Source organism: Rhizobium sp. PL01 (assembly GCF_033447125.1).
Taxonomy (GTDB): domain Bacteria; phylum Pseudomonadota; class Alphaproteobacteria; order Rhizobiales; family Rhizobiaceae; genus Pararhizobium.
Genome location: NZ_JAWQUM010000004.1, coordinates 503990 through 529659 on the forward strand (window position 1 = coordinate 503990; position 25670 = coordinate 529659).

Genomic DNA, 25670 nt, shown 5'->3' on the forward strand with positions numbered 1-25670 from the left:
GATGGTAGTAATATTTCCTACCGATCAAGCTTGGAGGCTTTTGATGTCCAACGTAGAGAAAATCAGCGTTGCGCTGACAAGGCAGCAGGCATCGATGCTTCGCGATGCCGTGGGAACCGGTGCCTACGCCACGACCAGTGAAATTGTCCGCGAAGCCGTGCGTGACTGGTCCGCCAAATGGGAAGTCCGTCAAGCCACCACAAGCAGGCTGAGCGAGTTGTGGAACGAGGGCAAGGCCAGCGGCAAGCCCACTGCCGTAGATTTTGACAGGCTGCGCGAGGAAGCCCGCCAAGAACTTTTTGCCGCACAGAAACATGCCGGTTGATTTGGTCTGGTCACCTCTGGCGCAGGCGGATATCCGCCGCATCTATGTGGAAATTGGCCGGGAGCAGCCACAGGCTGCCGAGCGTTTTTATGAGCGGTTTCAGCACAAAGCCAGCCTCCTGGGCGACCAGCCGCGTCTCGGTATGCGGCATCCCGAGATCAGTCCAGCCGCCCGGATGCTTGTGGAGGCGCCTTTTGTAATCCTCTACGAAACGATACCCGATAGCGACGAGGGACCAGTGAAGGTGGTCGAGATTGTGCGTGTTATCGACGCTCGACGAGATATAAAAACCCTTTTTTCGTAGGCGTTCTGAGACTCATAGCGGTGGGATTGAGTTTAGGTGTTCGAATGGCTGCGAGAAATCCCTTTGTCAAAGAACGGAACGATCCCGGACATGATTTCCTCCATCCGGGCCGATCCATTGCAGTCTAGCATGGTGACGGATGGCGGGGATGATGCTGTGCGGGCTTTGTGAGGCAGGCTCGGCGGGCGTCTGGTTCTTCCGGATCGCAGGAAGGTTGACGTGCTCTTTTAATTCAACGGCTTGATACCCATCTGCTGGCTTTGCCGAGAATGGAGTTTCGAGACTGATGGACTTTTCCGACCTTCGCCTTTCGACCGAACGCCTTGAGATCCGGCGGTTCGTGCCCGGTGATTTTGCAGCTTTTCTTGCCTATCACAGCCAGCCGGAGGTCTATCGTTACCTCTATGCCGATCCGCTCGACGAGGCTGAGGCTGCTGAGAAATTCCAGAAGGCGAGCGTGCCGCGGCTTCGCAAGGATGGCGATACCGCCGTGTTTGCGGTCGAGCGGCGTGAGGACGGTGCCGTGGCGGGCGAAGTTGTGCTGAAGCTGGCGAGCGCCATCGCGCGGCAGGTGGAGGTCGGCTATATTTTCAATCCGGCCTTTGCGGGCAAGGGCTATGCCACCGAAGCGATGAGTGCCGTTTTGGAGTTCGCGTTTTCGAGGCTGAATTTCCACCGCGCCTTCGCCCGGCTCGATGCCGCCAATGCCGGATCGGTGGGGGTCGTCGAACGGCTGGGGATGCGGCGCGAGGCCCATCTGATCCAGAACGATCAGTTCAACGGTATCTGGGGCGACGAGTTTATCTATGCGCTGCTCAGGGACGAATGGATGGCGCGGCATAGTGGCGTCTGACAATCGTTGACGCAGCAAACGGTCTCTCCCGCAAATCCGGTCGCGGGAGGGAAAGGGACGTTGCCGTTTACGCCGGGCGTTTGGCGACGATCATGTAGTTGACGTCCATGTCCTTCGACAGGTTCCACTGGTTCGACAGTGGATTGAAGAAGACGCCGGTGCGATCGGTCACGTCCATTCCGTTTGCCGTGATCGGCTTTTCCAGTTCTTCCGGACGCACCAGCTTTTCATACTGGTGGGTGCCGCGCGGCAGCCAGCGCAAGACGTTTTCGGCAGCGAAGATGGCAAGGGCGGCGGCTTTGACCGTGCGGTTGATGGTGGCAACGAACATCATGCCGCCGGGGCGAACCATCGAGGCGCAGGTGCTCATGAAGAATTCGACATCGGCGACATGCTCGACCACTTCCATGTTGAGCACCACATCGAAGGTCTCGCCGGATTCGGCGAGCGACTCGGCCGTGACAGCGCGGTAATCGACCGCGACGCCGCTGCCTGCCGCATGGGTCTTGGCGATCATGATGTTCTTTTCCGAGGCGTCGGCGCCGACAACATCGGCACCCATGCGGGCCATCGGCTCGGACAGCAGGCCGCCGCCGCAGCCGATATCGAGGATGCGCAGGCCCTTCAGCGGCTGCAGCGCCTTGGCCTCACGGCCGAAATTATCGGCAACGCGATCGCGGATATAGGTGAGGCGGACCGGATTGAACTTGTGCAGCGGCCGGAACTTGCCTTTCGGGTCCCACCACTCGGCGGCCATGGCGGAAAACCGGTCGACTTCGGTCTGGTCGATGGTGCTGCGGGCCTGTTCACTCATGGTCGGAACTCCTTGGACTATACCCTTGTGAAGTCGGACGATCGGCCATGAATGTCAAGGGTTGGCAGTGTCGCGCCGCGGTTGGCGGCCTTTCAGGCAGCGGTCGAATTTCGGCAGATCTTCGTGGGGATGGGCGATCAAGTCTCTTTGAAGATCATCCAGGCACTCTGCAAATGTCTCGAAAGCTAAAGCGCTGGCTGTTGCCATGCAGCGCGGCAGCTTGGCGCAGGCGTTGCCGGACAGGCCGATTTCGCGCTGGGCGCGGATTTTGCGATCCTGATGTGCAGAGACGCGCATTTCCCCGCTGCAGGTCTTGTCGCGGCGGCATTTGCGGATCGGGCAAACGCGCCATGCGCTGTAAATGGTCAAGGTGGTCCGGCATTGGCGTTCGTGATCGGCGGACACGCGTTTTTCATATTCGGAAAAATCCTGTTTCGGCATCGCAAGCTCCTTTGGTTATGGGGTCGGACAAGACAGGGGTTCGTATTCACGCGGCGTGTTTCGCCCGTGGCATGCCGTTGCGGTGATCTTTTTGCGCCAGGGCGCCGGCAGGATCGGCCGGGGCACATCGTGTGCCGAAGTGTTTGGTAGTAAATGACACGCGATGTGCCCCGTCTCGGTGGTTTTTACCTGCAACTTCGATTTCTCTGCGGGGATGGCGGCACCCTTTTGATACGGGGCGGCGTCCACGGCTGTTCGCCGTTTCGCTGCAAAAGACCTGTCCTTCGACACGCCAGTCGCCGGTCCTCATGTGTGCCTCACAGGCACGCCCCGCCATTTTACAGACGGGAGGGAAACCATTCTCTGCAGGCCCCGACGGCCGCGCCTGCGTTTCAAACGCAAACCGAAGGCACCGGCCCCACCTCGCCGGCAACGCTTTCCGGTGTATCCGATGGCAGGACGACATGATTGTGTCACGGTTTTGAGGGGCGGGGATTTGCGGGGATGATTTTTTACGTCCGGTTGATCGAAACGCCGCCGTCGACAAGCATGGCCGTGCCGGTTGTGAAGCTTGACGCATCCGAGGCGAGGTAGAGCACGGAACGGGCAATTTCCTCCGGTTTTGCCATGCGCTTCAGGGCATGCAGTCCTTCGACGAAGGCAAGAACTTCCGGCCCGGTGCCGGGCGCGTTGGTGAAGCTCATCGGTGTGTCGGTGCCGCCGGGCAGGATCGCGTTGACGCGGATGCCCTTCGCTCCCAGTTCCGCGGCAAGGCTTTGGGTGAGGCCGATCAGTCCGGCCTTTGCCGCAGCGTAGGCGCTGGTGTTCGGCATGCCTGCGGTGTGTCCGACGAAGCTGGAGGTGAAGATCAAGGAACCCGCGCCACGCGCCGCCATGGCAGGCACCTGATACTTGGCGCCAAAGAAAGCGCTTGTCAGGTTGGTGTCGATGGCTTCCTGCCAGCCGGCAGTAGACAGATCGGCAATGGGGGCCATCTCGCCGGTGGTGCCGGCATTGTTGAAGGCGATGTCGAGGCCGCCGAATGTCTGCGTTGCAGTGTCGACCAGCGCGCGGGCATGGGCTTCGTCGCGGACGTCGCCGTCGATGGCGACGGCCTTGCCACCTTCCGCCTCGATCTCCGCAACGAGTTCATCGAGAGCTGTCCGGCGGCGGCCCGACAGGACGAGGCTTGCACCTTCGCGGGCGAACAGTTTTGCCGTTGCCCGGCCGATGCCGGAACTGGCGCCGGTGATGATGGCGACCTTGTGGGATAGTGTGGACATGATTGAAATTCCTCCTGGTTGCGGGAGGTTCAATCGCAGCCTGGGCCAGGTGCCGCCACCCGTTTCCTGCACGAGATACAGTCGTCGGCACGGGGGGCGGACGCCCTAGAGGTTCATTTTGTCCAGACGAAGCGTCGTTGCCGAGGACAGCCGGTGCGCCAGGGAAGAGGATTGAGACACGGAAAACTGGATCAGCGGGATCAGAACGATGACCAGAATAAGGGTGGCAATGTAGAGCAATCCAAGAGGAATTCGACGCGCTTTCAAACAGCAATCTCCAGTGTCGATTGAAAATGTGGCTGCCAATGCTGACAGCAGCCTGAACGTGAGGGACGTGGCGCGCTCGTGCATTGCTTGCGCAGTCTCAGGGAACTGTCATATTCTGCTGCACGTTCAGGTTCTTGTCAGAAAACCGGACCAGATGTCCCGCGATGGAGACGGCTGCGGCACTGCGCCCGGCAAACGGATCGTGGCTGGCGGTCTGGACAGCGGCGGGACGTGTTGCGGCCGGATCCATCAATCTGATGTTCTGCGGGAGAATTCTTTGTCGGTGGAAAGCCTACCAATCGCCACGCCGCGTGTGCTGCGGCCGGTCATCGGCAGCGTGACGCTGAGCCTGATCGTGGCGCTTTATCTCGTCTTCGTCACCAACCGGACATTCTGGTCAAAGGCCATGGAGTATCTCGGGGCTCCGAGCACTGCGCTGTTTTTGCTCGCCGTCGGACTTTTTGCGCTGTTCTCGGCCGTTTGCGTCACGGCGTCGGTAAAGTATCTGACGAAACCCTTTTTCATCCTTTTGATCATGATCGCCGCCGCCAGCTCGCGGTTCATGGATACTTTCGGCACCATCATCGACGTCGACATGATCCGCAATGCGGCGGAGACAACCGGCTCTGAAGCTGGCCATCTGCTGACCACCGGCTTCCTTATCCATATGCTGCTGTTTGGGATCGTGCCTTCGCTGCTCATCATGCTGGTGCGGATCAAGCACCGGCCGCTCTTTCAGAAATTCAAATACAATCTTGTGCTGATCCTGTGCCTTCTTGCTGTTTTTACGTCTGTCAGCATTGCCAATGTGCGGACGTTTGCGGCAGCGATCCGGCAGCACCGCGACCTCGCCGCCACGGTCAACCCCGTCGCACCGATCTTCAGTGCGGTGCGTTATGTCGTGGCGGCCGGCGCAGACAAGAACGTTGTCCTTCAGCCGCTCGGCACCGATGCGCGGGTGATGGCGCCGATGCTGTCCGGAAAGCCGCGCGTCACCATCATCGTTGCCGGGGAAACCGCGCGGGCGGAGAATTTTTCGCTCGGCGGCTATGCCCGCGACACCAACCCGCTGCTTGCCCGGCAGGATATTCAATATTTCACCGACACCTCAAGCTGCGGCACGGCGACGGCGGTGTCTCTGCCTTGCATGTTTTCCGTCTATACTCGTTCCAGCTACACGCACCGCAAGGGGCTTGAGACCGAAAATCTTCTCGATGTGCTCACCCGCGCCGGCATCAAGGCAGAATGGTGGGAGAACAATACGGGCAGCAAGGGCGTTGCCGACCGCATCGCCTATACGTCGTTTTCCGACATCAACGATCCACGGTTTTGCAAGAGCAACGAATGCCTGGATGATGTGCACCTCGACCGGCTTGGCACCTGGCTTGATGGCGTCAAGGGCGACAGCGTGCTGGTCATTCATCAGCTCGGCAGCCACGGGCCGGCCTATTATCTGCGCTATCCGGAGAAATTCCGCCGTTTCACGCCGGATTGCCGGACGGCAGAGCTTGGCAAATGCTCGCGCGAGGAGATCGTCAACGCCTATGACAATTCGATCCTTTATACGGATTACATTGTCTCGACGGTCATCGACATGCTGAAGGCCCGCGAGGACAAAATGGCCGGATCGATGGTCTACATGTCCGACCATGGCGAATCGCTCGGCGAGCGTGGGCTTTACCTGCATGGCGCGCCCTATTTCATCGCACCGTCGCAGCAGACCCATATTCCGTTTGTGCTGTGGACCGGCAAGGAAACCAAGGGCGGGATCGACCAGGCCTGCCTTCAGGCAACGGCCAGAGAACCACGGTCGCACGACAACCTGTTCCACACGGTGCTTGGCCTGATGAACGTCTCGACCAAGGTTTACGAGCCGTCGCTCGACGCCGTGGCTGCATGCCGGACAAGCGCTGGGTCGTAAGCGATCGGCAATACGCTTTTATAGTGTGGCCTGCTCCCCAAGGGAGTGGGCTTGTCGCCGTTGCATCAAAGCCGTTTGACGGCGCAGTCCAAAGAGGGAATAAGAATGCCGGTGGAGCTGACCGAGGGGACCAGCGGCTTGCGTGTTCTACTTGTCGAGGACAATGAGATACTGGGGGAGGCCGTTCGCGATCATATCGCGGCTGCCGATCATGCCGTCGATTGGATGAAGACGCTCGACGATGCGCGGATGTCGCTGCGGACCGTCTCCTATGGTCTGATCCTGCTTGATCTTCGCCTGCCGGATGGCAGTGGCATCTCTCTTCTGAAAGAGTTGCGGGTAAGCAGCAATGCGACGCCGGTGATCATCCTGACCGCCCATGACCAGATTTCCGACCGGATCGAAGGCTTGAACAGCGGTGCTGACGACTATCTCGTCAAGCCGTTCGATCTCGGCGAACTCAGCGCGCGCATGCTTGCCGTCATCCGCCGCTATGGCGGCAATATTTCGCCGGTGATCCGCTTTGGCGACCTGAAGATCTCGCCTGTCGACCGGCGGGTGTTTGCCGGCGAGGCGGAAGTCGGTCTTTCCGGGCGCGAATGGGCTGTTCTCGACACGCTGCTGTCGCGGCCGGGGGCGATCATTTCCAAGGCGCAGATCGAGGAGGCACTCTATGCCTTCGGTTCCGAGATCGAGAGCAATACAGTGGAGGTCTATGTCAGCCGGTTGCGCAAGAAACTCGGGCGGGACCATGTCGTGACCGTGCGCGGCGTTGGCTACAAGATCGGGACACCGGCGTGACGCAGCAGAAAACGCGCACGCGCAGCATGACCGGCCGCTTGATCCTGTGGCTCACCGGCGTGACCGTGGCTTTCTGGCTGATCGCTGCCGGCCTTGGCGTCGCTGTGATGAAGGACGAGTTCGACGAATTCTTCAACGGTTCGCTGCAGGAAACGGCCGAGCGGCTGTTGCCTCTGGTGCTGGATGACTTGCAGCGACGCGAGGGGCCTCCATCGCCACGGCATTTTCAAAGCGAGGCCGAGGATCTGGGAGAGGAATATCTGGTCTATCAGGTTCGCGATGCGAGCGGAAAAATCCTCATTCGCTCGCATGATGCGCCGATGGAGCCGTTTGATGTGCCGCTGAAACGCGGTTTCTTTGAAGACGATACCTACCATTTTTATACGGCGAGCGCCGCCGACAACATGACCTTCGTGCAGGTTGCTGATGCCATGGACAACCGCACCGAAGCCGTGACGGAAGGCAGTTTAGCACTGTTCCTGCCAGTGCTGGTGCTGATCCCGGTCAGCGTCCTGTTGATATGGCTGATCGTGCGCCGGGCGCTTGCCCCGGTCGATGATCTGCGCGAGGCAATCGAGAAAAAGGACGGCGGCAACCTGGTGCCGGTGCCGTCCAGCATGCTGCCACGCGAACTTCGGCCGATCGCCAGCTCCGTCAACCGTCTGCTGAGCCGGCTGCAGGCGGCCTTCGATGCGGAGCGGGAATTTACCGCCAACAGTGCGCATGAACTCCGAACGCCGATCGCCGGTGCGCTGGCACAGACGCAGATGCTGATTGCCGAGCTCAAAGGGCCAAGCAAGCGGCGCGCCCAGCAGATCGAGACATCGCTCGCTAATCTTGGCCACACCACCGAGAAACTGCTGCAGCTGGCGCGGGCCGAGGCCGGTATCGGCGCGGGTACGGTCACCGTCGATCTGGCGCGCGTGCTGGAACTGGTGGTGACCGATTTCGAGCGGAGCGATCCGGGTTCGAAGCGTTTGCGTCTCCACCGTCAACCGGGGGCGGCGTTGACAGGACACTACAGCGAAGACGCCTTTGCGATCGTGTTGCGCAACCTGATCGAGAATGCGCTTTTGCATGGCGACCGGGACGAGCCGGTGGATATCCGCCTGGAGAAGGGCGGAGTGGTCCGCATCGTCAATGGTGCGGCGGCTCTTTCGCCGGACGAACTGGCGGCAGTCCGCAAACGTTTCGGGCGTGGTAATAGCCTTTCACCGGGCTCTGGCCTTGGCCTGTCGATCGCCGAGCGATTGCTGCAGCAGATGAATGCCGGTTTTGAGGTCATGTCCCCGGCGACGGGACGCCAGGACGGGTTCGAGGTGATGCTGCGGTTTAGCGATGACGGGGATGCTGCCTAACGCCGTGGGCTGACCAAGGCAGCATCTTGCTCTTCTCCTCAGCGGGGAGAAGAGAAAAGCAGTTTCCTCAATCCCGGTCCGGTGCCCCGAGCGGAAAGAACGAGCGGTAGGGGCGGCCTTCATCGACAGCGCGGGCGAAGGACGGGCGGGCGAGAAGGCGGGCGCGGTAGGCGCGGACATTCGGGAAGGTTTCGGCGATCGGGTGCACCCAGTCTGCATAGAACAGCGACGGGCAGGCGGCGCAATCGGCAAGGCTGAACTGGTCGCCGGCCGCCCATTCGGTTTTCCCCACCACGCCGTCGAGCCAGCCATAGGCGTCGTCGAGCATCGCTTTCGCCTCGGTGACGCCGTAGGGGTCGCGGTCGGCCTCCGGGCGGATCTGGTTGAACACCACGTTCTGCATCGGCGTCATGACGTAATTGTCAAAGAAGCGGTCCATCATCCGGGTGCGGAGTGCCGCCTGCGGATCGCTGGGGATCAAGCGGACGCTGCCGGGATAATTGAGCATCAGATATTCGATGATGATGGTTGCCTCCATCACCGCGTTTTCGCCGTCCTTCAGCACCGGAAAGCGCTTGATCGGCCAGATCGATTGCCATTCCTCGACGGTGCTTTCCTCCTCCGGGCTCAGCATGCGGTAATCGAACGCTGTGCCGTTCTCATAGATTGCCACAAGCACCTTCTGGCAATAGGACGAGAACGGGTGGGCAAAGAGCTGCGGTGTCATCATATCCTCCAAAACTGATTTCAATCTGCAACTGGTTGTTCTGTAGAGCGACTAATCCTATATTGCAAGTGGTTTAGACGGGGGCGTGTCTTGGATATTGTGCAGCGATCGGGATGCCCGATCAATCTTACACTGGAAATGCTCGGCGATCGCTGGAGCCTGATCGTCATTCGAGATCTGATGTTCGGCAACCGACGGCATTTTCGCGAGCTTTTGACGCAGTCGGAAGAGGGGATCGCCTCGAATATCCTGGCCGACCGGCTGAAGCGGCTGACCGAAAACGGACTTTTGTCCCGCCGAGACGATCCGAGCCACAAGCAGAAGGGCATCTATAGCCTGACCGAACCGTCGATCCAGCTGGTGCCGCTTCTCGCGCAGATGGGCGCCTGGGGCAGGCGGCATACGGCAGTATCCGAAGAATTGTCCATCCGCGCCGAACTGCTCGAAGAGGGCGGACCTGCGATGTGGACGGCGTTCATGGAGGAGTTGCGGAGTTTGCATCTCGATCAGCCAGCGCCGGAGCGGTCGGTGTTTGCGGAACTGCAGGCGGCGTATCTGGCGGTGGTGGCGAGAAACGGCGGGTCGGCTGCGTGATCCGGCGTTGATTTCAGCAACTTCCGTCAGGCCGTCTGTGACGCCAGTGGATAGGCTGTCCGTGTCATGAAGGAGAAGAGCTTGGACACTGCCGCCGCACAGAACTACCGCAACAGGTTTCAGCGTGTTCTTCGTCACATCGACGCGCATCTCGACGATGATTTGAGCGTGGAAATCCTATGCGGTGTCGCGGCTTTTTCCAGATTTCATTTCCACCGGCAATTTTCCGAGCTGCTCGGCATCGGCGTCTACCCCTACATCCAGACGCTGCGGCTGAAACGGGCATCGTACAGGCTGGCTTTCCGAAAGGAGATGCCGATCCTGCAGATTGCGCTGTCCAGCGGATATGAAGGGCCAGAGGCTTTTGCCCGTGCTTTCAAGCAGAGGACCGGTCAGACGCCGAGCGCCTTTCGGAAGGAGCCGCATTGGGATGCCTTGCATGACGCACACCAGTCCACCCTCATAGCAAGGAACAGGGTCATGCAGCAGACATTTGCCGCCATCGAGATCGTCGACGTCAAGGAAACCAGAATTGCCATCCTGCCGCATCGCGGCGATCCCGCATTGGTCGGGAGAACCATCCGCCGGTTCATCGAATGGCGAAAAAGCAACGGCCTGCCGCCGCGGCTGAACGATACCTACAATATTTTCCACAATGATCCAAAGGAAGTCGCGCCAGCGGACTTTCGCCTCGATCTCTGTGTGGCGACGGACAGGACTATCGCCGATCCGGACATCGGCATCATGGCTGGCATTATCCCGGCCGGCCGATGTGCGGTGCTGCGCCATACAGGCTCGGACGATGGGCTAGGTGCTGCGCTGTCGCATCTTTACGCGCATTGGCTGCCGCTAAGCGGCGAGGCGTTGCGCGACTTTCCGCTCTATTGCCAGCGCCTCCGCTTTTTCCCCGATGTGGCGGAAAAGGATGCGGTGACGGATATTTTCCTGCCGCTGGCATGACAGTGGGGAGATCCGGCGCTTAGCGCCGGATCTCAGAATGCCAATCAATACACTTCCGGCACATACAATTCCGGCGAAACCGGGTGGCGCGTGTAGTCGTCGTGGCGGACCCGTTCGGGCAGGACGAGTTCGGGTTTTGGCACGTCCTCATACGGGATCTGGGCGAGCAGGTGGGCGATGCAGTTGAGCCGCGCCTTCTTCTTGTCGACGGCCTGGACGACCCACCACGGGGCTTCGGTGATATGGGTCTTGGCGAGCATCTCTTCCTTGGCCTTGGTATAGTCTTCCCAGTGGATGCGGCTTTCCATGTCCATCGGCGACAGTTTCCACTGTTTCAGTGGATCGTGAATGCGCATCTGGAAGCGGAATTCCTGTTCCTCGTTGGTGATCGAGAACCAGTACTTGATCAGGATAATGCCGGAGCGCACCAGCATGCGTTCGAATTCCGGAACAGTGCGGAAGAATTCGTCGAGTTCTTCGGGCGAGCAGAAGCCCATGACGCGCTCGACACCGGCGCGGTTGTACCAGGAGCGGTCGAACAGCACCATTTCGCCTGCGGTCGGCAGATGCGGCACGTAGCGCTGAAAATACCACTGGTTCTTCTCGCGCTCGGTCGGCGCGGGCAGGGCAACGACGCGGCAGACGCGCGGATTGAGCCGCTGCGTAACACGCTTGATGGCGCCGCCCTTGCCAGCACTGTCGCGGCCTTCGAACAGCACCACGACCTTGAGCTTCTTGTACTGCACCCAATCCTGCAGGCGCACGAGTTCGTGTTGCAGGCGGAACAATTCGCGGAAATAGATCTTGCGCTCCAGCGATGGCTCGGCCGGGCCAGACATGCCCTCAGCGACCATCTCGTCAAGCCGGTCTTCCTCCATCTGCATTTCCAGCTCTTCGTCAAAGCTGTCAGCGATTTCCGCTTTGATGCGGTCGAGTTGGTCGATCATTGGTCAAATCCCCGTTGGTTGACGGCACAGGAGCAGGTCTTCATGACAGGTCTATGACAGTCGTTGTCATGGACCAGCTATGTGGGGGCAAAATCCGAACTTGCGAGGAAAAACAACGCTGCCGGGCGGCATGCGCGGATCTCTACGCTGCGATGCGTCATGAAAGGTTCATGCGCAAGTCCTAACAAAAGCGTGAAGCTATGCGAGGGGACGAGCCAAATGGTTGATCTTAGTTCAGGACAGGCTGGCCGCGACCATGTTCGCCACCCGCTGGAAGGCACAGGCGGTTCGGCAAAGTGGTTTATTCCGGCCTTTGTCGTCATCATTCTCGGCGGGCTCGGCTATGTCGGCTATGCGCTTGGCCAGGACCTGACAAGCGCGGTGGCTGTTCCGTGGATCCTGCTTGGCCTGGCTCTGCTGATCGCGCTCGGCTTCGAATTCGTCAACGGTTTCCATGATACCGCCAACGCGGTGGCGACCGTCATCTATACACGATCGATGCCAGCGGAATTCGCGGTGATCTGGTCGGGTTTCTTCAATTTTCTGGGCGTGCTGACCTCAAGCGGTGCCGTTGCCTTCGGTATTCTGGCGCTGCTGCCGGTCGAATTGATCCTGCAGGTCGGGTCCGGCTCCGGTCTCGCCATGGTGTTTGCGCTTTTGACTGCAGCGATCCTCTGGAACCTCGGAACCTGGTATCTCGGTCTGCCATCATCCAGCTCGCATACGCTGATCGGCTCGATTATCGGTGTCGGCCTCGCCAACCAGTTTCTGGCACCGGCCGGAACGGCAACGAGCGGGGTCGACTGGTCGCAGGCCTCCAATATCGGGCTTTCGCTGCTGCTTTCACCGCTGATCGGTTTTGGTTGTGCGGCCCTTCTGCTGCTGGCGATGAAGCTTCTGGTGCGCAATCAGGCGCTCTATCAGGAGCCAAAGACCAATGCGCCGCCGCCATTGTGGATCCGCGCTCTTTTGATCTTCACCTGCACCGGGGTCAGCTTTGCCCATGGCTCCAATGACGGCCAGAAGGGCATGGGATTGATCATGCTGATCCTGATCGGGCTGGTGCCGACAGCCTTTGCGCTGAACCGGACGCCGGATGTGAACTATCTCGAAGCCTATAAATCGGCATCGGCGCAGGTTGAAACGGCGCTGGGAAAATATGTGAAGCCGGGCGTCACGGTGACCGACCCGAAAGCGGCGGTCGAAGAGGCCGTTCGTACCAAGAGCTGGACCGACCAGACGACACCGGCGCTGCAGCAATATATCCACAAGACCAGCGCCGAAGTGGCTGCTTTCCCGACGCTGGAAGCCGTGCCGAATGAGCTGGTCGGTAACGTTCGCAACGATATCTACCTGATCGGCGAGGCGCTGAAACTGATCGACAAGAAGAAGCTTCTGCCAATGGAAGAGGCTGATTTTGCCGCCGTGACGAGCTACCACACGGCTGTCGATAACGCGACGAAGTTCATCCCGATCTGGGTCAAGGTGGCGGTGGCCCTGGCGCTCGGCCTCGGCACGATGATCGGCTGGAAACGCATCGTCGTGACCGTTGGCGAAAAAATCGGCAAGACACACTTGACCTACGGGCAGGGGGCCGCGGCCGAAGTCGTCGCCATGGTCACCATCGGGGCCGCCGACCATTTCGGCCTGCCGGTCTCGACCACCCATGTCCTCTCATCCGGCGTGGCGGGCACGATGGCGGCCAACGGCTCCGGGCTGCAATGGGCGACGGTGCGCAACATGCTGATGGCCTGGGTGCTGACGCTGCCCGCCTCGATCGGTATCGCGTTTGTGCTCTATGTGATCTTGCGGCAGGTTTTTTAAGGGTAGCGGCGTTTCAACCCGTGCGAGATTCAAGCCTGTTGCGCAGGCCGGCAAGCGAACGTTCGAAGACGGTTTCATCGGCCCCGGCGCGTGACAGGACCAGCGCGCCTTGAATGCCGGAAACGGCATCTTCTGACAGCTGTTTGGCGCGTTCAGCCGGGGTGCCGTCGCATATCAATGCGGCTTCAAGTGCAGTCGTCCAGCGCTTGAAATAGGTTCGGATAGGGGCTGCGAACCGGTCACGGGTTTCGTCGAGCGCGAAGGCGCCGATGAGGCAGATGCGCTTGCCGGAGCGGAAATAGTCGTCCACCGCAGTCCACATCCGCGCGATCGCCGCACGCGGCTCGGCGGTTTCGAGCGGGACGAAGATTTCCCGCGCAAACCACGCATCGACATGGGCCAGAACTTCCGCCGCCATCTGTTCCTTGCCGCCCGGGAAGAAGTGATAGAGGCTGCCCTTGGACAGCCGGGTCCGCTTGGTGATCGTGCTCATCGATGCACCTTCATAGCCGCATTCCCGAAAGACCTCGGCGACCAGCGCTATGGCATCGGACTTTTCGAAAACAGTACGCATGGCCTGATCAGAGGTCGAGATCGGAGAGGCCGGGATGATCGTCCGGACGGCGGCCGAGCGGCCAATGGAACTTACGGTCGCTTTCGGCAATAGGCAGATCATTGATCGAGGCGAAGCGGCGCTGCATCAGGCCGTCGGGGGCAAATTCCCAGTTTTCGTTGCCGTAGCTGCGATACCACTGGCCACTGTCATCATGCCACTCATAGGCAAAGCGGACGGCTATCCGGTTTCCTTCGAACGCCCAGATTTCCTTGATCAGGCGGTAGTTCAGCTCGCGTTGCCATTTCCGCGTCAGGAATTCGACGATCTGCGGGCGCCCGACGGGAAATTCGGCGCGGTTCCGCCAGTGGCAATCCCCGGTATAGACGTTCGAGACGCGGACGGGATCGCGGCTGTTCCAGCCGTCTTCCGCCATGCGTACTTTGGCGACGGCGGTTTCCTGCGTGAAAGGGGGTAGCAAGGCGGTCATTGCAAGCTCCTTTTGAGACGATAGGTCTTATCTAGACCGATTGGTTTAATGAGGCAAGCCCGATGTTGAGATCGGGAGCCCCATTGCTGACGCCGATGGTGGGCCAAACTTCAGGACCGGGTGTCGCAAATGCGGTGGCGCAGCCATTGCACGCGGGCCGCAATTTCGCTAAGAGACCGGCGACTTCAGACTAGACGGGCGCGGGTTTTCCGCGCAGCATTTTCGACCGGTAGAGGCACATGGCACGCATCGTGATGAAATTCGGCGGCACGTCCGTCGCGGATATGGATCGCATCAGGAATGTGGTCCGCCATGTGAAACGCGAGGTCGATGCCGGCCACGAGGTTGCGGTCGTCGTTTCCGCCATGTCCGGCAAGACCAACGAACTGGTTGCCTGGACGCGCGATGCGTCGCCCATGCACGATGCGCGTGAATACGATTCCGTCGTTGCATCCGGCGAACAGGTGACCTCGGGCCTTTTGGCGCTGGCGCTGCAGAACATCGGTATCAACGCCCGCTCCTGGCAGGGCTGGCAGATCCCGATCCGGACCGACAACGCCCATGGCGCGGCGCGTATTCTTGAAATTGATGGTTCCGAACTGATCCGCCGCTTTGGCGAGGGCCAGGTGGCCGTCATCGCCGGCTTTCAGGGTCTTGGACCGGACAACCGGATCGCGACGCTCGGCCGCGGCGGCTCTGACACATCGGCGGTTGCGATCGCAGCTGCGGTCAAGGCTGACCGTTGCGACATCTACACCGATGTCGACGGCGTCTACACCACCGACCCGCGCATCGAGCCGAAGGCCAAGCGCCTGAAGAAGATCGCGTTCGAGGAAATGCTGGAAATGGCGTCGCTTGGCGCCAAGGTCCTGCAGGTGCGTTCGGTCGAGCTTGCCATGGTATTCAAGGTTCGCACCTTCGTGCGTTCCAGTTTCGTAGACCCCGACGCGCCGGGCATGGGCGATTTTCTGAACCCGCCCGGCACGCTGATTTGTGATGAGGATGAGATTTTGGAACAGGAAGTCGTCACCGGCATCGCCTATGCCAAGGATGAAGCGCAGATTTCGCTCCGGCGCGTGGCTGACCGGCCTGGCGTCTCGGCAGCGATCTTCGGGCCTCTGGCCGAAGCCCATATCAATGTCGATATGATCGTCCAGAACATTTCCGAAGACGGCTCCAAGACCGACATGACGTTTACGGTGCCATCGACCGACGTCGATAAGGCGCTGAAGGTTCTCAGCGAAGCCAAGGCCCAGATCGGCTTCGACGTCATCCAGAACGAATCAGGCCTGGTGAAAGTCTCGGTCATCGGTATCGGCATGCGCAGCCATGCGGGCGTGGCCGCGTCCGCTTTCCGCGCACTTGCCGAAAAAGGTATCAACATCAAGGCAATCACTACCTCGGAAATCAAGATTTCGATCCTGATCGATGGTGCTTATGCCGAATTGGCCGTTCGCACTTTGCATTCCGTCTACGGTCTGGATAAGAGTTAAAGCAGGCGGCGGTGACGGTGTTTTCGCTTATATAAGCGGGAACAAATTACCGCCTGCAGTTGTTGACTTTTATTCAGGAGACGTTGTGTGATGAGAGACCTCTCTGCGGGTCCACGCGTCCTTCTCAAGCGGCTACGCGAGTTGATGGCGGAACCGCTTGAGCCGCAGGAACGCCTTGACCAGATTGTTCGCCAGATTGCGCAGAACATGGTCGCGGAAGTGTGTTCGGTCTATGTGCTGCGTTCCGATGGCGTGCTCGAACTCTATGCAACCGAAGGTCTGAACAAGGGCGCCGTGCATCTGGCGCAACTGCAGATGGGGCAGGGCCTTGTCGGCACCATTGCAGCGTCGGCCCGGCCGCTCAATCTTTCCGACGCGCAAGCCCATCCGGCCTTCACCTATCTGCCGGAGACCGGCGAAGAAATCTATCATTCCTTCCTCGGCGTGCCCATCCTGCGCACCGGCCGCTCGCTCGGCGTTCTCGTCGTGCAGAACAAGGCGAGCCGCACCTATCGCGACGATGAGGTCGAGGCGATGGAGACGACGGCAATGGTGCTGGCCGAAATGGTGGCGACCGGGGAATTGAAGAAGCTTACACGGCCAGGGCTGGAACTTGACCTTTCGCGGCCGGTGACGATCGACGGATCGAGCTTCAACGATGGCATCGGCCTTGGCTACGTCGTGCTGCACGAACCGCGTATCGTCGTCACCAATCTTCTGAACGACGATACCGATCATGAACTCGGACGGCTGGCGGAAGCGCTGGGATCCTTGCGCATCTCGATCGATGACATGCTGTCGCGCCGCGACGTTTCCATGGAAGGCGAACACCGCGCCGTTCTGGAAGCCTACCGGATGTTTGCGCATGATCGCGGCTGGGTGCGGAAGCTCGAAGAGGCGATCCGCAACGGCCTGACGGCGGAAGCGGCGGTCGAGCGGGTGCAGAGCGAAACCAAGGCCCGGATGATCCGGCTGACGGATCCGTATTTGCGCGAGCGCATGCATGATTTCGACGATCTGGCCAACCGGCTGCTGCGACAGCTGACTGGCTATGGCGCCAAGATGTCGGCGACGGATTTTCCAAACGACGCGATTGTCGTCGCACGCGCCATGGGGGCGGCTGAGCTGCTCGATTATCCGCGTGAAAACGTGCGTGGCCTCGTGCTCGAAGACGGCGCGGTGACCAGCCATGTGGTGATTGTCGCACGTGCCATGGGCATTTCGGTGGTCGGCCAGGCGGCGGGCGTCGTGGCGCTGGCGGAAAATGGCGACGCGATCATCGTCGATGGCGATGATGCCCAGGTGCATCTGCGGCCGATGGCCGATCTGCAACGGGCGTATGAGGAAAAGGTCAAGCTTCGGGCGCGCCGCCAGGAGCAGTACCGGGCCTTGCGCGACATCGAACCGGTCACCCGGGACGGCAAGCGGATCAAGCTGCAGATGAATGCCGGCCTGTTGGTCGATCTGCCGCAGCTGGCCGAATCCGGTGCAGAGGGCATCGGTCTGTTCCGCACCGAACTGCAGTTCATGATCGCTTCGACCATGCCGAAGATGGAAGAACAGGAACTGTTCTACCGCAACGTCATGAAACAGGCGGCCGGAAAGCCGGTGACCTTCCGAACGCTCGATATCGGCGGTGACAAGGTCGTGCCCTATTTCCGCGCGGCGGAAGAGGAAAACCCGGCGCTAGGCTGGCGGGCGATCCGCCTGTCGCTCGACCGGCCCGGCCTGTTGCGGACGCAGCTGCGCGCCATGTTGCGCGCCTCGGCTGGCCAGGAACTGCGCATCATGCTGCCTATGGTGACGGAAGTCTCCGAGCTGCGCACCGTGCGCGCGCTGCTGCAGAAGGAAATCCAGCGGCAATCGAAGATCGGCGAACAACTGCCCCGCAAGCTGCAATTCGGCGCCATGCTGGAAGTGCCGGCGCTGCTCTGGCAGCTGGACGAGTTGATGGACGAGGTCGATTTCGTCTCGGTCGGGTCCAACGACCTGTTTCAGTTCTCGATGGCTGTCGACCGCGGCAATGCGCGGGTGGCCGATCGGTTCGACGTGCTCGGCCGGCCGTTCCTGCGCATCCTGCGGGACATCGTCCGGGCCGGAGATCGCAACGAGACCTCGGTGACGCTGTGCGGCGAGATGGCGAGCAAGCCACTGTCCGCCATGGCGCTGCTCGGCATCGGCTACCGCTCCGTCTCGATGTCGCCGACGGCGGTTGGACCGGTCAAGGCGATGTTGCTGGCGGTCGATATCGACAAGCTTTCGGCCATGATGCATGCGGCGCTGGACGACAAGCGGAGCTCGACATCGGTGCGCGAGATGCTGGTGGCATTTGCGGCGGAGACCGGGGTTCCGCTTTAGGCAAGCTGCCAACAAGGCCCCTCATCCGCCCTGTCGGGCACCTTCTCCCCGTCATGACGGGGAGAAGGACCGGGCCGCGAAGCTTTCATCCAGCCATTCTGTCAGAGGTTGATGTTAGTGATGGTAGTAAGGGGATCGGCAAAACGGTCGTCCCCTCTCCCCGCTGGCGGGGAGAGGGCTAGGGTGAGGGGCGGCGGCGGATGAGAGGCCCGGACAAAGGCAAGACAGAACGAGCCCGCGGTTTGCGGAAGGTCGAGAATGGTGCGGAGGAGGCTCTCTGGTTTGAGCTTCGCGACCGCCGCCTCAACGGGTTCAAATTCGTCCGGCAGTTGCCGATCGGCCGGTACTTTGCAGATTTCGCATGCAGGCAAGTGCATCTGGTCATTGAGGTCGATGGCAGTCAGCACGCAAACAGCCGCCACGATACGAGGCGGGATGACTATATGACATCCGAGGGATGGAACGTTGTTCGTTTCTGGAATGGATGTGTTCTTCAAGACCGCGAGCGGGTATTGGGGACCATCGTCGAAATTGTCGAGAATCGGCTAGTACAGGAGATCAGAGCATTTGATCTCACCTTTGTCCCCGCCAAAAAAGTAGACGCTGGCCAATAAAAAGCGGTCACTGTCATGAAACATCGCTGTTGTTGAACAGCACCTGTGGAGTTCGAGTTGGCAACCTTACCTGTTGAAAAAATGCGCGAGCTGGAGCGCCGGTTTTCCGAGATCGAAGCGCGCATGGCCGAGGGGCCGGCGGCGGATGTCTATGTGAAGCTGGCATCGGAATATTCCGAGCTGCAGCCGGTGGTGACGAAGATCAGGCTGTACGAGAAGGCGCAGGCAGAGCTTGCTGACGTCAATACGCTTTTGACCGCCAAGGATACCGACCGCGAGATGCGCGATCTCGCCGATATGGAAAAGCCTGAGATCGAGGAGCGCATCGAAAAACTCGAGCAGGAAATGCAGCTCCTGCTTCTGCCGAAGGACGCCGCCGACGAAAAGAGCGCCATTCTGGAAATCCGCGCTGGCACGGGCGGTTCGGAAGCCGCCCTTTTTGCCGGTGATCTGTTCCGGATGTATGAGCGCTATGCGGCGGGCAAAGGCTGGAAGGTCGAGGTGCTCTCGGCCAGCGATGGCGATGCCGGCGGCTACAAGGAAATCATTGCGACCGTGACCGGGCGCGGGGTGTTTTCCAAGTTGAAATTCGAATCCGGCGTGCACCGGGTGCAGCGCGTGCCCGATACGGAAACGCAGGGGCGGATTCATACCTCCGCCGCCACCGTTGCTGTTCTGCCGGAGGCCGAGGATATCGATATCGAAATCCGCCAGGAAGACATCCGCATCGACACGATGCGCTCGTCCGGCGCCGGTGGACAGCACGTCAACACGACAGACTCGGCTGTTCGTATAACCCATATGCCGTCCGGCATCGTCGTTACTTCCTCGGAAAAATCACAGCACCAGAACCGCGCCAAGGCGATGCAGGTGCTGCGCTCGCGGCTCTACGACATGGAGCGGCAGAAGGCCGACAGCGAGCGATCGGCTTCGCGCAAGAGCCAGGTTGGTTCGGGTGATCGCTCCGAGCGCATCCGGACCTACAATTTTCCGCAGGGACGCGTGACGGATCATCGCATCAACCTGACGCTCTACAAGATCGACCGGATGATGATGGGCGAGATCGATGAAGTGGTCGATGCGCTGCTGGCCGACTACCAGGCTGATCAGCTGGCGCAACTGGGCGAGGTCAAGGGATGACCGACACACTCGACAGCCTGTTTACAGAGGCGCGGACGCGGTTTCTGCAGGCGCATATCGGCGAGGCTGCGCTTGATGCGCGCGTGCTGATTTCCGGCCTGCTCGACCTGCCGGCCGTGGCGTTCATGACGCGCGGCGACGAGATCGTTTCGGACAAGGATGCCCAGCGCATTCGCGCGGCGATTGCGCGGCGTGCGGCGCACGAACCGGTTCACCGCATTCTCGGCCAGCGCGAATTCTACGGTTTGACGCTCGGCATGTCTGAAGAGACGCTGGAGCCGCGGCCGGATTCGGAGATGATCGTCGAGGGGCTCATTCCCTTTGCGCAGAAATTCGTGGCGGAGAAGGGTACTTGCCACCTCATCGATCTCGGTACTGGCACCGGGGCGATCTGCCTTGCGCTTTTGAGCGCGGTTCCGGAAGCGACCGGGGTGGGATCCGACTTGTCGGCCGGCGCCGTCGAAATGGCGAAAGCCAATGCCGAGCGCAATGGTCTGGGCGGCCGTTTCGCCGGCGTGGAAAGCGACTGGTTTGCGGGGATCGTCGGCAAATTCGACATCATCGTGTCAAATCCACCCTATATCCGCACAGACGTGGTGGCATCCTTGGCGCCAGAAGTGCGTGATCATGATCCGGCGCTGGCGCTCGATGGTGGTGCAGACGGTCTGGACGCCTATCGCACGATCGCTGCGCACACCGCGCGCCATTTGGCAGAGAACGGCATTGTCGGTGTCGAGATTGGGTACGACCAGCTGCAGGTGGTCGGGCAGCTTTTCGAAAACGAGGGCTTCCGGGTGATCGACCGGGTAAAGGACCTTGGTGGAAACGATCGCGCCATCCTGTTCGCCTTTGGCCGCTAACCCCTGCAAACCGGCGGATATCGCGATGTTCTTTTTCGAAACCGTGAAGAAAAGGCTTGGAATCGCACGGGAAGCGGGCTAGGTTCCTCTTACGCACTGGGTAGAAGGTCAAAGATCAGAGATTCGTTCCGGTCAGACTTTGCCGCAGGGATTGCTCTCAAAAAAGAGTTGCTAAGGTTCGACAGTGCCTGGTGCGGGTACCTGTTAATTTGACTTTAACCAGCGACGGTACCGTCAAAAGGCGGTTGGGTCGCGGCGCGTGTCTGCTTGATACGGAATCCGTTGAGACGGAATTCCTGGCAAGCCGCGAAGCCACAAGATCATCAATATCAAGAGAATCCAGGTGAGTGAACGATGAGGCCAGGACAGCAGAACAAGCGCGGCCGTGGGCGTAACAACAACAATACCAGCAGCAACAACAGTGGCGGCGGTAACAACAACAATAACAATCATAACCGGAAGGGTTCCAACCCGCTGACCCGGACCTATGACAGCTCCGGTCCGGACGTGAAGATTCGCGGTACCGCCCAGCATATCGCCGAGAAATACTCGACGCTCGCGCGCGACGCGCAGAGCTCCGGTGACCGTGTCGTGGCTGAAAACTATCTGCAGCACGCCGAGCATTATAACCGCATCATCGCGGCTGCGCAGGCGCAGATGCAAGAGCGCTTCCAGCGTGACGACCGCAGCGACTACAACGATCGCAACGAATTCCAGGATCGCGACGGCAACGAGCGCGACGACGATATGGATGGTAACGACAACGACGAGAATTCTGTCGGCCAGGACCAGCAGGTCGAGCAGGAACGCCATCACCAGCAGGCAGAACGCCAGCAGCGGCGCCAGCAGGAAGGCGAGCGTCGTGAGCGCCAGCCGGAACAGCAGGAGCGCCAGCCGCGCCGGTCTGAACAGTCAGGTCAGGCCGATCAGCCCCGTCAGCCCGACCAGCCACGTCAGCCCGATCAGGCGCGTCAGGCCGATCAAGTGCGACAGGCCGACCAGCCGCGTCAGCCAGATCAGGATCGCCAGCCCGACCAGGAGCGTCCGGAGCGCCAGCCACGCCAGGAGCGTCAGCCCAGGCAGGAGCGTCCGCGTCAGCCGCGCGCCGAACAGGCCCAGCCGCGTCCGGACCTTGCACCGCAGCCGGTGATCGATGGTTCCGGCCCGCAGCCGGTAATCGAAGGCACGCCAGCCGAGGTTTCGCTGGAGGAAGAGGCACCGACAGGTCGCGCTCCAACCCGCCGCCGCACAGCTCCCCGCCCACGCCGCCAGCCGCGCCGCGGCGAAGCCGGTGGTGATGAGGCCGAAGCACCGACGGAAGCCGGTGGCGAACCGGCCGGCGACAAGCCGGCTCTGGAGCCCGCCGCGACGGAATAATCCGCAAAAGGCCGCCGGAAGGCGGTCTTTGTAAAACCATATTGAAGAACCCGGTTCGCTTTTGCGGCCGGGTTTTTTGTTGGCGCGATCTGACATAGACACGGCTGTGAAACAGCAGGGATACTCGGCCGCTGTGCCGGTTCTGTCGATGAGATGACGTTAGAATGGATGGCTGGACCTCGCACTGGCTGGAGGCATCGGGCGCGCTGGCGCAGCACGATGTTTGTGATGACGGTTGATCCGGACAAACCGATTTTCATCCGCAGCCTCAACGACGGCGCGCTTCATCGGCAAATCGTGCATGAGGTTCATCATTGCCGGCGCATGGCGGGGCCTGGCTATGGTTATACATTGGGCGAAGCGCTGGTTAGCGAAGGTCTTGCCGGCCAGTTCGTGCACCATCTGCTGGGCACGGAACCGGAGGTATGGGAACGTGCGGTAACGCCGGAGGCGCTGCAGGCAGCACTTCCGGGCGCGGAAGAGCTTGCGGCGATGTCCTATGACCATAGTGCCTGGTTCTTTGGCACGGGCTCGCGTCCCCACTGGTGCGGGTAAGCGCTTGGCTTCCAGATGAGCGGGTGCTGGCTGAACAAAGGCGCGCACGGCCGATAACCTTGCCTCTGTATAAAACCCATCCGGTATCGGATTGATGAAAACTCCGCCATGTACCGGGTTTCCTCGTTTCGAGGGGGGGGGTGGCAGCGGGAGTGACGGCGGTCCTTTTTGCCGTACCATCGGCCGAAAGGCCGTCCATTGCGGCTCTTGTTACCGTTACGTACTTGCCTTGTCGCGCCGATGCGGCAGGATGTTTGCTCGATGGGCACCGTCCGAAACCCATGCCCCTGCGACCTTTCACAGAGAACAATCGAGGCCGATGATGACCGCGAGAAACATCCGAGGGTTTAGAATCCGGGGGCTGGTTGCCTCGCTTTTGATGTCAGCGGGAACGATGATCCTGTCGGCGCCCGCCTCCGCGCAGGAGGCCGAGGTGAAGGCGCCGCAGACGGCATCGTCGCTGCCTTTGCCGGATTATCACTTTCAGGGAACCGTCGGGCGTACCCTTGCGGATTCCGATCCGGCCAAATTCCCGGCGCTTACGCGTCCGCCCAAAGGCGCACCGAATGTCGTGGTCATCCTGCTTGATGATGTCGGGTTCGGGCAATTCAGCGTCACCGGCGGCGGTGTTCCGGCCCCGGCGATGGAACGGCTGGCCAAGGACGGTGTCGTTTATAATCAGTTTCATACGACGGCGCTCTGCGCGCCAACCCGCGCGGCGTTTCTCACCGGGCGCAATGAACATGCGTCGGGCATGGGCAATATCACCGAGCTTGCCACCGCCTATGACGGTTACACCAGCCTGATCCAGCGCGAGACGGCGACGGTCGCCGAAATCCTCAAGCAGTATGGCTATGCCACCGCCTGGATCGGCAAGAACCGCGATACGCCGGTCTGGGAGGCGAGTGCGCTCGGGCCGTTCGATCATACACCGAACGGGCTGGGTTTCGACTATTTCTACGGGTTCAACTCCGGCGACACGAGCCAGTTCGAACCGGTGCTGGTGGAAAACCACATTCCCGTGCCACGCTCGACCGATCCGAACTATCACCTGACGCCCGATCTTGCCGATCATGCGATTAACTGGTTGAAACAGGCGGCGGAGATCGATCCCGACCGGCCGTATTTCCTCTATTTCGCCCCGGCCGCCACCCATGCGCCGCACCAGACGACGCCGGACTGGATCGCCAAATTTGTCGGCAAGGGTCTGTTCGACATGGGCTGGGATGTCTACCGCGAGCTGACACTGGAGCGGCAGAAAAAGCTTGGCATGGTGCCGCCGGAGACAAAGCTGACCAAGCGGCCGGAGGATCTTGCCGCCTGGGACACATTGAATGCCGACCAGAAACGGCTTTATACGCGGATGGTCGATATCTTCGCAGCCTATGGCGCGAAGGTGGATTTCGATGCGGGACGGGTGCTGGAAACCGTGCGGCAGATGCCGCATGCCGACAATACGCTGATCTTCTACATCGTCGGCGATAACGGCGCTTCAGCGGAGGGGCATTTCGATGGGACGACCAACGAACAATCGGGCTTCAACGGCGTCGACCAGACATGGCAGCAGATCTTGCCGAAGATCGACCAGCTTGGCACCAAGAAATTCTACAACCACATACCATCTGCCTGGGCCTGGGCGATGAATACGCCGTTCCAATGGGCCAAGCAGACTGCTTCGCATTTTGGCGGCACGCGCAATCCGCTGATCGTGTCGTGGCCGGGCCATATCAAGACCACCGGCGTGCGCTCGCAGTTCCACTATATCACCGACATTTTCCCGACGATCCTGGAGGCAACCGGCATTCCGATGCCGCAATCGGTGAACGGCGTCGCGCAACGGCCGCTCGACGGCATCAGCATGATGTACAGTTTCGATCATCCGGAGGCGAAATCGCAGCGGCGGACGCAGGTGTTCGAGATGGTCGCCAACAGGGCGATCTATCATGACGGCTGGGTGGCGGCGGCTCTCGCCTTCAAACCCTGGCAGTCCGACCGTACCGGCTTCGACATCGACAAGGTGAAGTGGGAGCTCTACGACATCGAAAAGGATTTTTCCGAAGCCGACGATCTTGCGGACAAGGAACCGGCCCGGCTGCGGGCAATGCAAGATCTCTGGTGGGTGGAGGCGGCCAAGGCCAATATCCTGCCGCTCGACTGGCGCGGCGTCGAGCGCTTTTCCGATGCCGTCACCGGCCGCCCAAGCCCGACCGCCGGGCGCACCGAATTCGTCTACACGACGCGTCTCAGCCGGTTGCCGGAATCGGCGGCGCCTGATCTCAAGAACAAGTCTTTCAGCGTCAGCGCCGATCTGGATATTCCGAAAGGTGGGGCCGATGGCGTGCTGTTTGCCCAGGGCGGCATCACGGCTGGGTGGAGTTTTTATCTCAAGGACCGGAAATTCGTGGCGGTGCACAACTTCATCGACATGGCCCGCTACCGCGTAACCTCGAAAGAGGACGTGCCGGATGGCAAAGTGAAGCTCGATGCTGTTTTTGAATATGCCGGGAAGGCGAAGGAATTCGGAAAAGGTGGTACGATGATCCTGAAAGCCAACGGCAAGGAAATCGGCCGCGGCGAGATCGAGCATACGGCGGCGCTGCGGTATTCGCTCTACGAAGGGCAGGATGTGGGAAGCGACGACGGATCGCCGGTCGACGACGCCTATGAAGCGCCGTTCCCCTATTCCGGCAAGATCGACAAGGTGACGGTCGATCTGAAATAGCGGGAATCGGAGCCAAGCTGTTGAATTCTGGTGGGCGACACCCTTTAATTTCGAAAATCGCCCACCCATATTCAGATCAAGTTGTCGTG

Annotated in this window: 26 protein-coding genes; 17 read left to right on the forward strand and 9 right to left on the reverse strand. The window is 60.4% G+C overall.

Features of this window, described 5'->3' with window-relative positions; translation table 11 throughout:
- Window positions 1-43: 43 nt before the first annotated feature.
- The 3 genes from R6X40_RS13025 to R6X40_RS13035 all read left to right on the forward strand — a co-directional run bounded on the left by R6X40_RS13025 (window position 44) and on the right by R6X40_RS13035 (window position 1482).
- A complete protein-coding gene (locus R6X40_RS13025) occupies window positions 44-325 on the forward strand; it encodes a type II toxin-antitoxin system ParD family antitoxin (protein ID WP_318414142.1) in 282 nt (93 codons plus the stop codon).
- Window positions 315-629 (forward strand): type II toxin-antitoxin system RelE/ParE family toxin, encoded by a 315-nt coding sequence (locus R6X40_RS13030; RefSeq protein ID WP_318414143.1) that lies wholly within the window; start codon window positions 315-317, stop codon window positions 627-629. Before R6X40_RS13025 ends, R6X40_RS13030 begins: the two co-directional genes overlap by 11 nt.
- Before the next feature lie 286 nt (window positions 630-915).
- On the forward strand, window positions 916-1482 hold the full coding sequence (locus tag R6X40_RS13035) for a GNAT family N-acetyltransferase (RefSeq protein ID WP_318414144.1): 567 nt from the start codon (window positions 916-918) through the stop codon (window positions 1480-1482).
- Between the two features lie 67 nt (window positions 1483-1549).
- Here R6X40_RS13035 and ubiG read toward each other — a convergent pair whose 3' ends face one another.
- The 5 genes from ubiG to R6X40_RS13060 all read right to left on the reverse strand — a co-directional run bounded on the left by ubiG (window position 1550) and on the right by R6X40_RS13060 (window position 4537).
- The gene (gene ubiG, locus R6X40_RS13040) at window positions 1550-2296 is read right to left on the reverse strand and encodes a bifunctional 2-polyprenyl-6-hydroxyphenol methylase/3-demethylubiquinol 3-O-methyltransferase UbiG (RefSeq protein ID WP_318414145.1); all 747 of its coding nucleotides are present in this window, start codon (window positions 2294-2296) and stop codon (window positions 1550-1552) included.
- Window positions 2297-2350: 54 nt separating this feature from the next.
- Entirely contained in the window at window positions 2351-2737 is a 387-nt protein-coding gene (locus R6X40_RS13045; protein ID WP_318414146.1) for a hypothetical protein, read from the reverse strand.
- A gap of 512 nt (window positions 2738-3249) precedes the next feature.
- Complete coding sequence (locus R6X40_RS13050) at window positions 3250-4020, reverse strand: SDR family oxidoreductase (protein ID WP_318414148.1); 771 nt, start codon at window positions 4018-4020, stop codon at window positions 3250-3252.
- Window positions 4021-4125: 105 nt separating this feature from the next.
- Entirely contained in the window at window positions 4126-4287 is a 162-nt protein-coding gene (locus R6X40_RS13055) for a hypothetical protein (RefSeq protein ID WP_318414149.1), read from the reverse strand.
- Window positions 4288-4384: 97 nt separating this feature from the next.
- Window positions 4385-4537, reverse strand: a complete 153-nt coding sequence (locus tag R6X40_RS13060) for a hypothetical protein (protein ID WP_318414150.1) — start codon at window positions 4535-4537, stop codon at window positions 4385-4387.
- A 33-nt stretch (window positions 4538-4570) separates the two neighbouring features.
- Between R6X40_RS13060 and R6X40_RS13065 the strand changes: the two genes are divergently transcribed.
- The 3 genes from R6X40_RS13065 to R6X40_RS13075 all read left to right on the forward strand — a co-directional run bounded on the left by R6X40_RS13065 (window position 4571) and on the right by R6X40_RS13075 (window position 8367).
- Complete coding sequence (locus R6X40_RS13065) at window positions 4571-6208, forward strand: phosphoethanolamine--lipid A transferase (protein WP_318414152.1); 1638 nt, start codon at window positions 4571-4573, stop codon at window positions 6206-6208.
- Window positions 6209-6346: 138 nt separating this feature from the next.
- Window positions 6347-7009 carry a response regulator transcription factor gene (locus tag R6X40_RS13070; protein WP_318414227.1) on the forward strand — a complete coding sequence of 221 codons (663 nt, stop codon included), beginning with the start codon at window positions 6347-6349 and terminating at the stop codon, window positions 7007-7009.
- A 26-nt stretch (window positions 7010-7035) separates the two neighbouring features.
- Window positions 7036-8367 carry a histidine kinase dimerization/phospho-acceptor domain-containing protein gene (locus tag R6X40_RS13075; RefSeq protein WP_318414229.1) on the forward strand — a complete coding sequence of 444 codons (1332 nt, stop codon included), beginning with the start codon at window positions 7036-7038 and terminating at the stop codon, window positions 8365-8367.
- Window positions 8368-8434: 67 nt separating this feature from the next.
- Here R6X40_RS13075 and R6X40_RS13080 read toward each other — a convergent pair whose 3' ends face one another.
- Window positions 8435-9094, reverse strand: a complete 660-nt coding sequence (locus R6X40_RS13080; protein ID WP_318414231.1) for a glutathione S-transferase family protein — start codon at window positions 9092-9094, stop codon at window positions 8435-8437.
- A gap of 90 nt (window positions 9095-9184) precedes the next feature.
- On the opposite strand from R6X40_RS13080, the gene R6X40_RS13085 reads away from it, so the two are divergent.
- Together R6X40_RS13085 and R6X40_RS13090 are read left to right on the forward strand one after the other, a co-directional pair.
- Complete coding sequence (locus R6X40_RS13085; protein ID WP_318414154.1) at window positions 9185-9688, forward strand: helix-turn-helix domain-containing protein; 504 nt, start codon at window positions 9185-9187, stop codon at window positions 9686-9688.
- An 81-nt stretch (window positions 9689-9769) separates the two neighbouring features.
- Window positions 9770-10648: an AraC family transcriptional regulator gene (locus tag R6X40_RS13090; protein ID WP_318414156.1), complete on the forward strand. Its 879-nt coding sequence runs from the start codon at window positions 9770-9772 to the stop codon at window positions 10646-10648.
- Between the two features lie 44 nt (window positions 10649-10692).
- Here R6X40_RS13090 and ppk2 read toward each other — a convergent pair whose 3' ends face one another.
- Window positions 10693-11595, reverse strand: coding sequence for a polyphosphate kinase 2 (gene ppk2, locus R6X40_RS13095; protein WP_318414157.1), 903 nt, complete (start codon window positions 11593-11595; stop codon window positions 10693-10695).
- 219 nt (window positions 11596-11814) lie between these two features.
- On the opposite strand from ppk2, the gene R6X40_RS13100 reads away from it, so the two are divergent.
- Window positions 11815-13419: an inorganic phosphate transporter gene (locus R6X40_RS13100; RefSeq protein WP_318414158.1), complete on the forward strand. Its 1605-nt coding sequence runs from the start codon at window positions 11815-11817 to the stop codon at window positions 13417-13419.
- Between the two features lie 13 nt (window positions 13420-13432).
- Here the strand turns inward: R6X40_RS13100 and R6X40_RS13105 are convergent, their stop codons facing one another.
- Window positions 13433-13993 carry a TetR/AcrR family transcriptional regulator gene (locus R6X40_RS13105; RefSeq protein ID WP_318414160.1) on the reverse strand — a complete coding sequence of 187 codons (561 nt, stop codon included), beginning with the start codon at window positions 13991-13993 and terminating at the stop codon, window positions 13433-13435.
- Window positions 13994-14000: 7 nt separating this feature from the next.
- Window positions 14001-14462 carry a nuclear transport factor 2 family protein gene (locus R6X40_RS13110; RefSeq protein ID WP_318414162.1) on the reverse strand — a complete coding sequence of 154 codons (462 nt, stop codon included), beginning with the start codon at window positions 14460-14462 and terminating at the stop codon, window positions 14001-14003.
- Window positions 14463-14701: 239 nt separating this feature from the next.
- Here R6X40_RS13110 and R6X40_RS13115 point away from each other — a divergent pair, with 239 nt between their 5' ends.
- The 8 genes from R6X40_RS13115 (at window position 14702) to R6X40_RS13150 (ending at window position 25581) form a co-directional block, all read left to right on the forward strand.
- Window positions 14702-15955, forward strand: coding sequence for an aspartate kinase (locus R6X40_RS13115; RefSeq protein ID WP_318414164.1), 1254 nt, complete (start codon window positions 14702-14704; stop codon window positions 15953-15955).
- Window positions 15956-16045: 90 nt separating this feature from the next.
- On the forward strand, window positions 16046-18313 hold the full coding sequence (gene ptsP / locus R6X40_RS13120; RefSeq protein WP_318414166.1) for a phosphoenolpyruvate--protein phosphotransferase: 2268 nt from the start codon (window positions 16046-16048) through the stop codon (window positions 18311-18313).
- Between the two features lie 200 nt (window positions 18314-18513).
- Entirely contained in the window at window positions 18514-18927 is a 414-nt protein-coding gene (locus R6X40_RS13125) for an endonuclease domain-containing protein (RefSeq protein ID WP_318414167.1), read from the forward strand.
- A gap of 57 nt (window positions 18928-18984) precedes the next feature.
- A complete protein-coding gene (gene prfA / locus R6X40_RS13130; protein ID WP_318414168.1) occupies window positions 18985-20067 on the forward strand; it encodes a peptide chain release factor 1 in 1083 nt (360 codons plus the stop codon).
- A complete protein-coding gene (gene prmC / locus R6X40_RS13135; RefSeq protein WP_318414170.1) occupies window positions 20064-20927 on the forward strand; it encodes a peptide chain release factor N(5)-glutamine methyltransferase in 864 nt (287 codons plus the stop codon). Before prfA ends, prmC begins: the two co-directional genes overlap by 4 nt.
- A 354-nt stretch (window positions 20928-21281) precedes the next feature.
- Window positions 21282-22304, forward strand: coding sequence for a DUF4167 domain-containing protein (locus R6X40_RS13140; protein ID WP_318414172.1), 1023 nt, complete (start codon window positions 21282-21284; stop codon window positions 22302-22304).
- A 219-nt stretch (window positions 22305-22523) separates the two neighbouring features.
- Complete coding sequence (locus R6X40_RS13145; protein WP_318414174.1) at window positions 22524-22859, forward strand: DUF2268 domain-containing putative Zn-dependent protease; 336 nt, start codon at window positions 22524-22526, stop codon at window positions 22857-22859.
- Window positions 22860-23178: 319 nt separating this feature from the next.
- Window positions 23179-25581 carry an arylsulfatase gene (locus R6X40_RS13150; protein ID WP_318414176.1) on the forward strand — a complete coding sequence of 801 codons (2403 nt, stop codon included), beginning with the start codon at window positions 23179-23181 and terminating at the stop codon, window positions 25579-25581.
- Window positions 25582-25670 lie beyond the last annotated feature (89 nt).